A 14,908-nucleotide genomic window follows, 5' to 3' on the forward strand; every position below is an offset into this window, starting at 1 on the left:
CTGGGTATAATGGGGATATAACGAAGTCGCCCTGTAAGGGCAAAAGCTTTCAAATACGAAGCTTCTGCCCTTTCAGGGCGTATTGCTTAAAACTCACCTCACGGGGTTAACAGGTTAACAGTTAACAGCCGATTTTTGGATAATTACTTTCCCGTAGTCAGCAGCTGCACGGCGCGCTGAACTATCTCATTGGTCTCGTTCCAAACCTGGAAGTATTGGCTCATATCCCAGATATCTCTTGCTACAAGGGCTTTCAGCTGCAGGGCGAGGTATTTCTTCGTCTGAGTTAATTCAGCCTCATCCTTCGGCTCTATCTTTTCCTTCTTGCCCTCGGCGATAATGCCTTCTATCAGCGAAGAAGGAACCTCGTAGGTGGCTAGGAACTTGTTGAAATCCTTATACTGGCTCTTGAGTTCCTTGCGATGCGCATCGATGAACTTCAGACTCTGGTTGATGACGATGCTCTTGGCAGCCAGCTGACGGTGCATCTTGGTGTACTTGGTTGTATCCAGCGGCACGAAATAATCTGGCATGATTCCACCACCACCATAAACCACACGATGCTTGCGCAAGGTATAATACTTCAGACTGTCTGAAAGATGGATGCTGTCCTGATTGGTGAACTCTCCATGCTTGTAACGCTTGTCCAAATCCATCGCATAATCCAATCTGTCACCTTTCTTGTAAGGCTTCTGGATGCATCTGCCGCTAGGCGTATAGTAATGGGCGATGGTGAGACGAATCTCGCTACCATCATCAAAGGTCAGCGGACGCTGCACCAATCCCTTGCCGAAGGTTCTGCGACCAACCACTACACCACGGTCCTGATCCTGGATGGCTCCGGAAACAATCTCGGCGGCAGAAGCGGTAAACTCGTTGGTGAGCACTACCACCTTGCCTTTGCGCCATCTGCCATTAGCCTGCGCCTTATATTCCTGGCGAGGCGCTGCACGACCACTGGTATAAACGATGAGATCACCCTTCTGCAGGAACTCGTTGGCAATCTGAGCCGCAGCCTGCAAATAACCGCCACCATTATCCTCAAGGTCGAAGATAAGGTCTTTCATTCCCTTCTTTTTCAGCGAATCCATCGCTATTGTAACCTCTTTATGACTGGTAAGGCCGAAACTTCCCAATCGGATGTATCCGATGCCCGGACGAATCATATAAGCCGCATCCATCGTAGTTACCGGAATCTTATCACGCTTTACCTTGAAGATAAGCTTGTCCTTGATGCCACGGCGCACGATGGTAAGGTTCACCGTGGTTCCCTTAGGACCACGAAGGCGCTTCATGATGTCTTCCTTGCTCATCTTGACGCCCGAAATGGCAGTATCGTTTACAGCCACGATGCGGTCACCGGCAATGATTCCCACCTTCTCAGAAGGTCCGTTCGTAACCGGCTGGATAACGAGCAGCGTATCATCAACCATGTTAAACTGCACGCCAATGCCATCAAAGCTGCCGTTCAGCGGCTCGTTCATCGCCTTGGTTTCCTTGGCTGTGGCGTAAGAAGAATGAGGGTCTAGCTTCTCGAGCATGCCTCGGATGGCGTCCTCTACGAGCTTATTCTCATCCACACTATCCACATAGAGATTGGTTATGGCGATTTCAGCCCTTCCCAACTTCTCTATCGGGCTGTTCTTGCCCATCTTGATGCGCAGCTGGGCACTGGCAGAAGTTACTGCCAGGAATGCCATGAGCGCAATAAATAGATATTTCTTCATTTCTTAAAACTTAAAGTTTATGAAAGAGAGAAATCCTTCAAGAGTTAACAGGTTAACAGTTAACAGCGCTTTTTTCAATGGTTACCCCCCGAAAGCACTTGAATTCTTCACTCTTCGTTCTTCACTCTTCACTTCATTTAATCCAGCGGTGCTGAGTCTTCCTCCGGAATATCCTCTTCTATTACCAGGTTTTCGATGATGAAGTTCTGTCGCTCCATCGTATTCTTACCCATATAATATTCCAGCAGCTTCTGAACCTGGTCGGTTTTATGCAGCGTAACCTGCTCCAATCGCATGTCAGGACCGATGAAATGGGCGAATTCATCAGGCGAAATCTCTCCTAAACCTTTGAATCGGGTGATTTCAGGATCAGGGCCCAAATCGCGAATCGCCTGCTGGCGCTCCTCATCGCTGTAACAGTAATGCGTGATGAAATCGCTCTTTTTCTCCTTACTTCCCAGTTTTGCATCGGCGTCAGCCACCGCCTGCTTGTTCTTGATCTTGGTTCGCTTGTTGCGCACACGGAACAATGGGGTTTGAAGCACGTAGACGTGACCCTTCTTGATGAGATCAGGGAAGAACTGTAGGAAGAAGGTAATGATGAGCAGTCGGATGTGCATTCCGTCGACATCCGCATCGGTTGCCACAATCACCTTGTTGTAACGCAAAGAATCCAAGCCATCCTCTATATCGAGAGCCGCCTGAAGCAGGTTGAACTCCTCGTTCTCATAAACCACCTTCTTGGTCAGACCGAAGCTGTTGAGCGGTTTACCACGCAGAGAGAACACCGCCTGGGTGTTCACATCGCGGCTCTTGGTGATGCTTCCGCTGGCAGAATCGCCCTCGGTGATGAAGATGGAACTCTCCTCCTTGCGCTCGTTCTTGGCGTCGCTGAAATGGATGCGGCAGTCGCGGAGCTTGCGGTTGTGGAGATTAGCCTTCTTGGCACGCTCACGGGCGAGTTTGGTAACGCCCGCCATCGCCTTGCGCTCGCGCTCGCTCTCCTTGATCTTGTTCTCCAGAATCTCAGCCACATCCTTGTGGATATGGAGATAGTTGTCTACTTCCTTCTTCAGGAAATCGCCTACATACTTATTGATGGTTTCGCCACCATTCGGAGTCATCGTGGTGCTGCCGAGCTTAATCTTGGTCTGACTCTCGAAGACCGGTTCTTCTACGTTGATGGCAATGGCAGCCACCAATCCGTTTCGGATGTCTACATACTCATACTTGCCGTAGAACTCCTTGATAGTCTTGGCAATATGCTCCTTGAAGGCACTCTGATGCGTACCTCCCTGGGTGGTGTGCTGACCATTGACAAAGGAATAATACTCCTCGCCATACTGGTTGGTATGGGTAAAAGCAATCTCGATGTCCTCGCCTTTCATGTGGACGATATCGTAGAGGCCTTCATTGGTCATATTATCGCTCAGCAAATCCTGCAGACCATGGCGGCTCAAGATGCGGCGGCCATTGTGCATGATGGTGAGTCCGGTGTTCAGATAAGTATAGTTGCGGAGCATCGTTTCCACGAAATCATCGTGGAAAGAATAGTTCTTGAAGAGTGTATTATCCGGCTCGAAGAAGATGAAGGTACCATTCTCGTCCTCGGTATCTTCCGTCGTGTCGCTCTTCAAGATACCTTTCTCGAACTTCAGATGGCGCACCTTGCCGTCGCGGTACGACTTTACCTCGAAGTGGGAACTGAGGGCATTGACCGCCTTCACACCCACACCATTCAGACCAACGCTCTTCTTGAACGCCTTGCTGTCGTACTTACCGCCGGTATTCAGCACGCTTACAGCCTCAACGAGTTTTCCCTGAGGAATACCACGGCCATAGTCGCGCACGCTGACACGCAGATTATCCTCGATATCGATTTCCAGACGGGCACCTGCACCCATCTTGAATTCATCGATAGAGTTGTCTACCACCTCCTTCAAGAGCACATAAATACCATCTTCCGGCAGATTTCCATCTCCCAGACGGCCGATGTACATACCCGGACGGGTACGCACATGCTCCATATCGCTCAAGTGGCGGATGTTATCATCGGTATACTCTACCGGCTGCTGCTCCTGAGGGGCATTGGCAAACTCATCTGCAGCATTCAATTCGCTGTTACTTAAGTTTTTTTCTTCAGACATGTTTTCCTCCTTAGTATTTCTTATTTATTTTCTTATAATATAGCAAATGATGTTGCAACATTCTGTTTGTCAGATCATTGCCAACACAACAATTGCTATTTACTTGATACTCTTAATATAGCAGTTGCGGCGCTTGTGAAGGATTGGATCCAAGACGCCCCATTGTCCCTGCACGGCAGCATTTTCTTCCATTTCTACCTGCGTTTCTCCCCACTCGATTCCATACTTCTGATAGATAGGAATCAGGTCGGCAAAGAGCAGCGCATTGGCACCCTTTGCACGGTATTCCGGCTGGATTCCGATGAGCAGAAGGTCGACAATCTTGGTTTTATGGAACTTGATGGCGCGCAGCAGATGCCACCAGCCAAAAGGAAGCAGCCTGCCCCTATGACACTTCTGCAGGGCTCTGGAAAGGGAAGGCATCGTAATACCGATACCTATCATCTTATGATCCTCGGTAGTCCAGTCTTCTATGGCTGTTACAAAGTTCAGGTCGAGCAAAGCCAGATACATCTTGATGTACTGGTCTATCTGTTTCTGTGAAAGTTCGGAATAACCATAGAGATGCTTGTATGTATCATTGATGAGGTCGAAAATCTTCTGCCCGTATCCACCCTGATAAATATCCTTACGGGTAAGTTTGCGGACATGGAGATTGTATCTTTTCTCTATCATCGCCGCTATCTTGGAATATTTCTCCGGGATGGTATCTGGCACCATCAGTTTATACTCTACATACTTATTATCTACGGTAAAACCCTCCAGAGCCTCGATGTGCTCCGGATAATATGAATAATTATAAATGGTAGGCATGGTGCCTAGCTGGTCAAAGCCCCAGGTAAGCATGCCTTCCGGATCCATATCGGTAAAACCCAGCGGGCCAACAATGTCTTCCATACCCTTCTCCTTACCGTATTTCTCTACAGCATCGAGAAGAGCCTTGGAAACCTCGCGGTCGTCAATGAAATCAATCCAGCCGAAACGGACCGATTTCCTGCCCCATTTGTTGTTTGCCTTATGATTGATAATGGCAGCGACGCGACCTGCAAGCTTGCCGTCCTTATAGGCAAGAAAATACTCAGCCTCGCAGAACTCGAACGCTGCGTTCTTGTCCTTGCTCAGAGTATTCATGTCGTCGCTGAAAAGATTAGGCACATCATATTCGTTGCCTTCGTAGAGGTCGTAATGGAAGTCGATGAACGTCTTCAAGTCCTTCTTTGTTTCGACCTTTTTAATTTCTATTAATGACATGATTTTCAAACTAGTTTGCAATATTATAAATGCAAAAGTAGCAATATTTTGGCAAATTACCAAATATTGCTACTTTTTTTGCAGTTTTTTAGGGGTTAAAAATTAATTACAGCCCCCAAACTAGCCTATATCACCCATTTAGTGGTGGTTTTGGCGGAATATCTTTACCTGATGAGATTGCTCGTTCCGGAAAAGGAATCTCTTACTTGATGAGATGCTCCTTGATCCAGACCATCTGCTGGTAATTGGTCTCGCTGGTAGTCCAGTGCTCATTGATTGGCGTGAGCAAGGCTTCCTTCTCACACTTCAGCGTATTCCATACCGCATAACTGGTTGTCGGCGGACAGGTTATGTCGTTGTAGCCCCAGGTAAGATAGGTTGGAACCGTTACCTTGCGGGCAAAGTTTACCACGTCATAATAAGCCATCGTGTTGAGACAGTCCTTATTCTTCAATATCTCATGATATTTGGTGAAATGAGGATAACCGCCCGTTCTTCCCTTCTCGACGTAGGCAGCCATGTCGCTGAGCGCCGGATGATTGGCAACACACTGGGTTACGCGCTTGTCTAAACCGGCTGCAATAATAGCCAAGGCTCCTCCCTGACTTCCGCCCTGCACAGCCACATTCTTTCCGTCCCACTCTGGGAGAGAGGTTAGGAAATCGATGCAGCGCACCAGTCCCTGATAAACATGGCGCATGTAGTAGCGGTTCTTATCTTCCAGTCCGTTAGACAGATATCCGCCGTTTGCATCGTTGAATCCCCTGCTTATTTCATTGAAGGTTTCGGTAGGGATGCGCGGGTCGAGACCATGAATTTCTATCTCGAAGCGGATGAATCCGTTCTCAGCGTAATATTTATTGCGCATAGGCTCCTTGATGGTCTTGATGCCGGCTCCTGGAGGTGTGAGAACCACAGGATGGCTACCCTGCTTGGCATTCTTGGGATAGAAGAGGTAGCCGTACATCGCATGACCTTTCTTATCTATCTGAAGTTTAACGAGATAACAGTCAATCTTATCTGTACAATATTCCTTGGCGAGTTCCTTGGTATAGCTCATCGGCACGTTCTTCAGTTCGTCCTTTGCCTGCTGCCAGAATGCATCGAAATCCTTAGGCTCCTGGGTATAAGGCTGAATCTTATCTACCGAGAATCCTACTTTGATATGATGCTGATAGGTCTTGCCATCAAGTTTATAGAATAATCTCAAATCGCGGAAGCCCGGTGTCTTTCGGGTTCCCATGTTCACGATGGCGCGCCCATTCTTCAGCTTGAAGCTTCCTTTCTTGTCAGCCTTCAGCATGTCATCGCCTATTTCATAGTTCACCTCGCCGTCACGGGGAATTCCATACTTATAGAAACTTACTTCCACCTTAGCTTGTTCGCCCGTCTTGTAGAGCCAGTCGGCATGGTCAGGCACGGTTAGCCAAAGATAATCACTGCGATAGGGATAGTTCTCCGCCATCACACTTAACACACTCGTCATGTTCATCGCCAGGATAAACAGAAGCGATAAATAGATTGTCCTTAATCTGTTCATAATTTTATAGTTTGTTTTTAAATTATAATATTCAACTATCATATATGAGCGCAAAAGTACAACATTCCATTGAGATAACAAAATGATTTCAAGGATATTTTTGTTCAAGATACCCTCAATAGGCATCTTGAACAAACAAATATCCTTCCCGATAGTTTTAAGCACTGGCGGAAAACTAACATTCTCCAAGGAATCACAATAAGAAAAAGCTCGATCATCTATTCTCTCCAACACTGGCGAGAAGTGCGAAGTGTCGGATGAAGCGAGAGATGCTTCATCAAATGAGTAGTGAAATTATGAGGGTGGAGTCGATTACAGAAGACAATATGGAGTCAAATTACTCCATGACCCGAAAATATTCCTCCAAAAGGAGTGAGTTTCTCAGATTTAATTTGTATCTTTGCCATGTCATATCAGAGTTTTGCTTGTTTTCTTTTCGCAACACTAAGATAAGTAAAAATTCTGACATGGCAAAATCCAGAGTAACTTTTTGTTGCTCAGGCGCTTAAAATATTTAATTGATAATAGTGTTGCGGAATTAATGGAATAACCTGAAATGAAATTGAAAAGACATCTACTGACAGCTGCCCTGACACTCTTTTGCCTATCGGCAGCTAACGCCCAACTGCTAAGAACAACAGTGGAGCAAGGAGAAATTGAAGGTGTGGAACATGAAGGATTCGCCCTATACAAGGGAATCCCATACGCTGAAGCACCAGTGGGCAACCTCAGATGGAAAGCCCCAGTGAGCAAGAAGCCTTGGAAGGGAGTATTCAAAGCAGATAAATGGGGAGACCGTCCACCACAGCCCATCGACCCTAACCAAAATGGTGGAGAGCTGGGCATGAGCGAGGACTGCCTATACCTCAGTGTGGAAACGCCAGCCAAGAGTAAGAATGACAAACTCCCTGTATTTGTGATGATTCATGGAGGAGCCTTTCTTACTGGCTCCTACAGTGGAACTCAGGAAAGCTTTGTCAAGGAAGGCATCATCTATTGCAGCATAGAATACCGCTTGGGAGCCTTGGGATTCATGGCGCATCCAAAGCTGAGTAAGGAATCAGGCAAGAACATATCTGGTAACTATGGCATCCTTGACCAGGTGATGGCCTTAAAATGGATTCACGACAATATCGCTGCCTTCGGTGGAGACCCAGACAAGATTACCATTGCTGGAGAATCTGCCGGTGGTATCTCGGTAAGTATACTATGCGCCTCTCCCCTTGCCAACGGACTCTTCCGAGGAGCCATCAGCGAAAGTGGTAGCTCCTTCTGGCCTGTGGGTGAAAGCAGAAATGGTAACACAGCCATGCTCACCACCAAAGCGGCAGAAGCAGGTGGACTTCTCCTTCAAAAGAAACTCAAGGCTAAGAACTTGAAGCAGCTAAGAAAAGTTCCGGCTATGGACATCGTGAAGAATACCGCCTTTGAGTCCTTTTGGCCGAACGTTGACGGCTACTCCATCACCGATGACCAGTATAAGCTCTATGAAAAGGGAAGCTACAATGATGTAAATGTCATCATAGGAACCAACAGCGACGAAGGAAGTATGTTTAGCCGCCCTGTCAGTGTAAGTGACTATGAGAAAAGAATCCATGAGACATATGGAAGTTGGGCAGATCAGGTTCTCAGTCTCTATCCTGCCAAGACAGAGGAAGAAACCTACTTCGCTCAATCCGACATTTTCCGTGATGGCTCCTTTGCATGGGGAACGTATGCCTGGGCTAACCTGCAGAGCAAGACCGGCAAGGGCAAGGTGTATATGTATTACTTTGACCAAGACTCAGAGAACACCATCGTGAAAAGCCGCAAGGGAGGAGCCAGCCATGTGGCAGAGATGCCATTCATCTATGGCTATAAGTTTGGCTCAGGAAAGATGACCGAGACGGAGCAGCACATGGAGCAAATCATGTCACGCTACTGGATCAACTTTACCAAGACTGGCAATCCAAATGGGAATAGCCTTCCTTTCTGGACTACCTACCAGGAAGGTAAACCAACGGTGATGATTATGAAGGAAGGACTGCATTTGGGTCCTGTTCAAAATCAAAAGCAAATGGACTTCTTCGAGAAGTTCTTCAAGGAAAAAAGAAAATAATACGTCAAGTTCCAAGTGGCATTTCTCCCACTTGGAACTTTTTCATTAAAGAGATAAAACGCCACATTGTTCACCATAAAATGGCGCATAGATACGAATGCTCGCATGATGCGGATGTTTGCTTCAACAGCAGTCGGAGACTTCAAAACTCCACTAAGCATAGCAACTCCTTGCTCTGTGAAAACTTACGTTTTCTAAGCTTTCTCCGTTATTACCAGCACATGGCTTTCGTCGCTCAATGTGGTGGCGAAGATATAGGTTTCGCCACCATCCTTCAGTTTCAATCGCTTGCGCAATTCTGCTACGGAGAGAGGGAAGTTGCGGGTAGCGATGTTCGCCTTGGTGATTCCTGACAGATGACGCTTCAACTCCTTCTTATTGAAAGAAGAGATGGCGATGATGCGGAAACTCCTACCTGGGAAGGCGGCGATAGGTTCACGGCTCACGAAAAGATGACTGTTCTTGGAAAGCATCCTTGCATCATATCGCTCGGAAAGAACACCGAAACAGCCGGCTTTCATCAACGAGGCATTCGGCTCGTAAAGATACTGCATCTCTTCAAGCGTGGATGGGGCAATCTTGACGGAAGAAGCCTCCATATCCGACTCTTCGCAGACGAAGGACTGGGCATCATTGACACAATAAATACGGAGATTCCCGGCATGTTTTACTTCTCCAGCTGCTCCATCTGCCGATGAAGCCTCCATTTTGCCCATATTTCGCGCTGAGAGCACTAACAGGAGTTCCTTGCACTCATTGTTCACGGAGATAATATGAACCTCTTGTACGCAGTTTAATTCGCTTACCGCGCGATGCCAGTCAAGCATCGGAGAGAGTTTGATGATGACGTAATCTGCCTTCGAAAGCATTTCTTCCTGCAAAAGGGTTACATCGGGCGTGCAATCTTTCAAAGATACAACTTTGTTGCCAGCATCGTCTCTACGGGCAGGATCTATGAAGATCAGCTTAAGACCAAGGTTGGTCTTAAGTAATGACTGAGACTGATCTTCAGTTATGCCTAAAGATTCTGATGCTGCAGCCTCTTTCTTTGAAACAAAAGAATGCAGCACCTCTATTCCGTCTCCATTCTTCACGATGGCGTTCTTCAAGCCCAACCGCCCGAAGTTTTCCTTCGCTGCTTCACAGAGATGAGCCTGACGCTCCACATACATCGACTTCACGCCCAATCGGGAAGCGATGTAAGAGAAGTCTACTCCGAAACCGCCGGTCAGGTCAACAAACCCGGTTTCTTCAGAAAAATCTCCTTCATGAGGTTCTTCTTTTATTTCATTAACATTTCTGTCTGCTTCTGTTAATATCTGTTGCTTTTTGCAAGTGGCTTCATTTTTGGCGAATTCTGAATCAACCGCCCCTTTGCCCGCAAATTCGCAATTTTCTGAAAGATGAAGATTTGAGGCGTTTTCACTCTCCTTCTCCTTTTCTTCTACGTTTTCGGATGATGAAGGAGACAAACCGAGCAGTCGCGCAGCGAGTTCAGCCTTATAAAGTGCCGTTTGCTCTGACGAACATTGCTCCATCGAAATATGAGGGGGATAGATGATGCCATCGATGCTTGCCCAACGGGGCAGTTTTACACGAGCCATCTTTCGCCCGCGAATCTGGTCGAGAGCGAAAGGCATATCTACCTCAGGATACTTGCTGCCGAGGAAAGCCAACTGGCGAACATCATCGTCCTGATGCTGGCGGATAAAATCGAGCGTTGCTTGGTTCATTATTTCTGTTGAGTGATTCGTCATTAAATTACTTATTCTTAATAACCGCAAAATTACGATATTCTGATGAGATTACAAAATATTTCTCAGAATATCTGATAATTTATGTCGGGATGCACCGAAAACAGGATGCTCTCGGCTATAATCTACCCTTTTTCCTGGCTATATGATTCTAACAGCAGGCATAAATAAATACATAACTATCGGAGATAGAACAACTGCCTAGGAAGAACAGCCGGCTAGTAGAAGGCAAACAGAAAGCTGGCAGAAGGCAAACAGCCGACTAGCGCAACAGAGGCTAGTCGGCTGTTCCTGTATAACAGTTTGCCAAACATCCTTTCTCTTATTTCAAGAGAAGCATGGTTGGCAGGAATATCGCACTCTACTCTTCACTCTTCACCTTTTCCGTATAAACAACTGAAACACAATATATTACATGGGTGAAAAGATATTCTGCACTCTTCACCCACTCTTCACCACTCTTCACCCTTTACGATATTGGGCAAGGTATAAACGCGGAACCGCTTAGCTGTCAACAGCCTAAAAAGGTGAAGGGCGGGTGAAGAGTAAAAAAGCACTCTTCACCCGCCCAACTTCCTATTCTTCAACCACTTACACACAAAAGGAGAAGAGTGAAGAGTTGTTGGGAAAATTCTCTCGCATCCGTAAAGATGCAGAGAGAAAATTCCGGTGTCTCAAAAGAAACGATGGATTAGTCAGCCAACTTAGCCTTCAAGAACTCACGGTTCAAGCGGGCGATGTTAGCGATAGACTCGTTCTTAGGACAAACAGCCTCGCAAGCACGAGTGTTTGTACAGTTACCGAATCCAAGCTCATCCATGCGTGCAATCATCTTCTTAGCACGGGCAGCAGCCTCTACACGACCCTGTGGGAGAAGTGCCAGCTGGCTAACCTTTGAGCTGACGAAGAGCATAGCAGAACCATTCTTACATGCAGCAACACAAGCACCGCAACCGATACATGTAGCGCAATCCATTGCCTCGTCTGCATTCTCCTTAGGAATCAGGATAGCGTTGGCATCCTGAGCCTGACCAGTACGGATGCTGGTGTAACCACCTGCCTGGATGATCTTGTCGAATGCTGAACGGTCTACCATACAGTCCTTGATGATAGGGAAACCAGCAGAACGCCAAGGCTCAACGGTGATAACGTCACCATCGTTAAAACGACGCATGTAGAGCTGACATGTTGTAGCACCACGCTCAGTCTTACCATGAGGTGTACCATTAATATAGAGAGAGCACATACCGCAGATACCCTCGCGGCAGTCGTGGTCGAAGACGAAAGGCTCCTGACCTGACTCGATGAGCTCCTCGTTCAAGATGTCGAGCATCTCGAGGAATGAGGTATCATCTGGGATGTTCTTCATCTCGTGTGTATCGAAGTGACCCTGTGCTGTAGGGCCGTCCTGCTTCCAATACTTAACTGTGAAACTTATATTTCTTGCCATTGTCTTGTTCGCTTTTTAATTCTTGTAATTTCTTGTCTGTACCTTAATTGCCTCATACTCGAGAGGTTCCTTGTTGAGCACTGGAGCAGTTGTATCGTTGCCCTGATACTCCCAGCAACCTACGTAGAAGAAGTGCTCGTCATCACGCTTTGCCTCGCCTTCCTCTGTCTGGTACTCCTCACGGAAGTGACCACCACAGCTCTCGTTGCGGTGCAATGCATCGTAAGCGATCAACTCGCCCATCAAGATGAAGTCACGCAAGTGGATAGCCTTATCCAACTCTACGTTCAAGCCTTCCTTCTTGCCAGGGATGAAGAGGTTCTTGTTGAATTCCTCGCGGAGAGCCTTCATCTTCTTCAAGCCTTCCTCAAGACCTTCCTTGGTACGACCCATACCTACGTGCTCCCAAAGGATGTGACCCAACTCCTTGTGGATAGAATCTACAGAGCGCTTGCCCTGGATACCCATCAGGCGGTCGATTTCCTTCTGAACACCTGCCTCTGCCTCTGCGAACTCTGGGAGATCGGTAGAGAGCTTTGGCCACAATGCCTGGTCGGCCAAGTAGTTCTGGATAGTGTATGGCAATACGAAGTAACCGTCAGCCAACCCCTGCATCAAAGCAGAAGCACCAAGACGGTTAGCACCGTGGTCAGAGAAGTTACACTCACCAATAGCGAAGAGACCTGGGATAGTGGTCATCAACTCGTAGTCTACCCAGATACCACCCATTGTATAGTGGATAGCAGGGAAGATCATCATTGGGTTGTAGTACTTCACGCCGTTAATCTCGTTAGCCAACTCACCTGGGTTAACGTCAGTAATCTCCTCATACATATCGAAGAGGTTGCCATAACGCTGCAGGATAACGTCGATACCGAGACGGTTGATAGACTCAGAGAAGTCGAGGAATACGGCAAGACCTGTGTTGTTAACACCGAAGCCCTTGTCGCAACGCTCCTTAGCTGCACGAGAAGCCACGTCACGAGGAACCAGGTTACCGAATGCTGGGTAACGGCGCTCCAAGTAGTAGTCGCGGTCTTCCTCAGGAATATCAGAACCCTTCTTTGTACCAGCCTGCAATGCCTTAGCATCCTCAATCTTCTTAGGAACCCAGATACGACCATCGTTACGGAGTGACTCTGACATCAAAGTCAACTTACTCTGGTTTGTACCGTGAACAGGGATACATGTAGGGTGAATCTGAACGTAAGATGGGTTAGCGAAGTCAGCACCCTTGCGGTAGCACTGGATAGCTGCTGTACAGTTACAACCCATTGCGTTTGTAGAAAGGAAGTAAGCGTTACCATAACCACCAGTAGCGATAACTACGGCGTTGGCAGAGAAACGCTCCAACTTACCTGTAATCAAATTCTTAGCGATGATACCACGAGCGTGACCGTCAACGATAACAATATCCTCCATCTCGTAACGGGTGAAGAGCTTAACCTTACCTGCCTCAACCATGCGACTCAAAGAAGAGTAAGCACCGAGGAGGAGCTGCTGACCTGTCTGACCCTTAGCATAGAATGTACGAGATACCTGAGCACCACCGAAAGAACGGTTAGCCAGCATACCACCGTACTCACGAGCGAAAGGAACGCCCTGAGCTACGCACTGGTCGATGATGTCGTTGCTCACCTCAGCCAAACGGTAAACGTTAGCCTCACGAGCACGGTAGTCACCACCCTTTACAGTATCGTAGAACAGACGATAAACAGAGTCACCATCATTCTGATAATTCTTAGCTGCATTGATACCACCCTGTGCTGCGATAGAGTGAGCACGACGTGGAGAGTCCTGGATGCAGAAGTTCAAAATGTTGAAGCCCATCTCGCCGAGAGAAGCAGCAGCAGAAGCACCTGCCAAACCTGTACCTACAACGATAACGTCGAGCTTTAACTTATTCTTTGGGTTAACCAAACGCTGGTGAGCCTTATAGTTGGTCCACTTCTCAGCAACTGGTCCTTCAGGTATTCTAGAATTTAATGTTTTTGCCATAATCTTTTTTAATACTTAAATGATTACACGAATTATGCGCAGCACAAAGATGGAGCGCAACCGAAAGCGAATGCCAATACAACTACGATGAAGAGGAGAAGCAGGATGGTAGAGTAAATCATACCGATCATCTTCCAACGGCAGAACCAAGTCTTACCGCTCCAACCGAGAGTCTGAATAGCACTCCAGAAACCGTGAGTGAGGTGGAACCAAAGAGCTACCAACCAGATGATGTAGAGGACTACAAATACTGGGTTAGCGAAGGTGTCCTGAATGAATGCGAAGCCGTCTGCTGGGCTGTGACCGAAGCTAGTACCCAAAAGCTCTGCAAACATCATGTTGTACCAGAAGTTAAAGAGGTGAAGCAACAAACCGAGAACGATGATGATACCGAGCACCAACATGTTCTGGCTAGCCCACTCTACTTTCTCTGGCTTTGCTGTTACCTCGTAACGCTGGTTACCGCGAGCACGACGGTTCTGTGCTGTCAGGATGAAAGCGTAAACGATGTGACAAACTGCCAAAGCTGCCAAACCCAAAGTTGCAACTACGGCGTACCAGTTAGCACCCAACAACTCGCAGATTGTGTTGTAAGCTTCTCCAGAGAAAAGCGCAACAACATTCATGCAACCGTGGAATGTCAAGAATAGAATAAGAGCGATACCAGTTACTGACATCACTACCTTTCTACCAATAGATGAATTGATTAACCACATAAATGATTGAAATTTAATTATTTAACTGTTTGAAACTAATTTATATTCCACACTTTTCGTCCCTGCAATACCTATTTTTTGGCATTCTGCAATCCTCATTTCTAGGTATATTTTCGCAAGTCTGCTGCAAAATTACTATATTTTAATGATTTATCAAAGTATTTTTGCTAAAATTTCGATTTTATTTCTTACTTTTGCCGAAAATTAGAAAAAATATAGATTAAACG

The 14,908-nt window shown here is 46.9% G+C and carries 9 protein-coding genes and 2 pseudogenes; 1 reads left to right on the top strand and 10 read right to left on the bottom strand.

Annotated elements, in window-relative coordinates:
* Positions 1–143: 143 nt before the first annotated feature.
* The 5 genes and pseudogenes from KSW37_RS09535 to KSW37_RS09555 all read right to left on the bottom strand — a co-directional run.
* Positions 144–1,727, bottom strand: a complete 1,584-nt coding sequence (locus KSW37_RS09535; RefSeq protein ID WP_217312924.1) for a S41 family peptidase — start codon at positions 1,725–1,727, stop codon at positions 144–146.
* A 137-nt stretch (positions 1,728–1,864) separates the two neighbouring features.
* Positions 1,865–3,754, bottom strand: coding sequence for a DNA topoisomerase IV subunit B (locus KSW37_RS09540; RefSeq protein WP_233400679.1), 1,890 nt, complete (start codon positions 3,752–3,754; stop codon positions 1,865–1,867).
* A 219-nt stretch (positions 3,755–3,973) separates the two neighbouring features.
* Positions 3,974–5,125, bottom strand: a complete 1,152-nt coding sequence (locus tag KSW37_RS09545) for an N-acetyltransferase (protein WP_217312923.1) — start codon at positions 5,123–5,125, stop codon at positions 3,974–3,976.
* Positions 5,126–5,327: 202 nt separating this feature from the next.
* Entirely contained in the window at positions 5,328–6,617 is a 1,290-nt protein-coding gene (locus tag KSW37_RS09550) for an acetylxylan esterase (protein WP_217313020.1), read from the bottom strand.
* A gap of 290 nt (positions 6,618–6,907) precedes the next feature.
* Positions 6,908–7,072: pseudogene (locus KSW37_RS09555) on the bottom strand (IS1380 family transposase); the annotation flags it as partial.
* Between the two features lie 155 nt (positions 7,073–7,227).
* Between KSW37_RS09555 and KSW37_RS09560 the strand changes: the two are divergent.
* The gene (locus KSW37_RS09560; RefSeq protein ID WP_254368517.1) at positions 7,228–8,763 is read left to right on the top strand and encodes a carboxylesterase/lipase family protein; all 1,536 of its coding nucleotides are present in this window, start codon (positions 7,228–7,230) and stop codon (positions 8,761–8,763) included.
* A gap of 82 nt (positions 8,764–8,845) precedes the next feature.
* Here the strand turns inward: KSW37_RS09560 and KSW37_RS16005 are convergent.
* From KSW37_RS16005 to KSW37_RS09580, 5 genes and pseudogenes are all read right to left on the bottom strand, one after another.
* Positions 8,846–8,945, bottom strand: a pseudogene (locus KSW37_RS16005) (ORF6N domain-containing protein); the annotation flags it as partial.
* 12 nt (positions 8,946–8,957) lie between these two features.
* Positions 8,958–10,496 carry a THUMP-like domain-containing protein gene (locus KSW37_RS09565; protein WP_217312921.1) on the bottom strand — a complete coding sequence of 513 codons (1,539 nt, stop codon included), beginning with the start codon at positions 10,494–10,496 and terminating at the stop codon, positions 8,958–8,960.
* Positions 10,497–11,208: 712 nt separating this feature from the next.
* On the bottom strand, positions 11,209–11,967 hold the full coding sequence (locus tag KSW37_RS09570; protein ID WP_022120108.1) for a succinate dehydrogenase/fumarate reductase iron-sulfur subunit: 759 nt from the start codon (positions 11,965–11,967) through the stop codon (positions 11,209–11,211).
* Positions 11,968–11,982: 15 nt separating this feature from the next.
* Positions 11,983–13,965 carry a fumarate reductase/succinate dehydrogenase flavoprotein subunit gene (locus KSW37_RS09575; RefSeq protein ID WP_153073137.1) on the bottom strand — a complete coding sequence of 661 codons (1,983 nt, stop codon included), beginning with the start codon at positions 13,963–13,965 and terminating at the stop codon, positions 11,983–11,985.
* Positions 13,966–13,997: 32 nt separating this feature from the next.
* On the bottom strand, positions 13,998–14,681 hold the full coding sequence (locus KSW37_RS09580; protein ID WP_022120110.1) for a fumarate reductase transmemBrane cytochrome b subunit: 684 nt from the start codon (positions 14,679–14,681) through the stop codon (positions 13,998–14,000).
* Positions 14,682–14,908: the final 227 nt, after the last annotated feature.

Source organism: Segatella copri, assembly GCF_019127135.1.
Lineage (GTDB): Bacteria > Bacteroidota > Bacteroidia > Bacteroidales > Bacteroidaceae > Prevotella.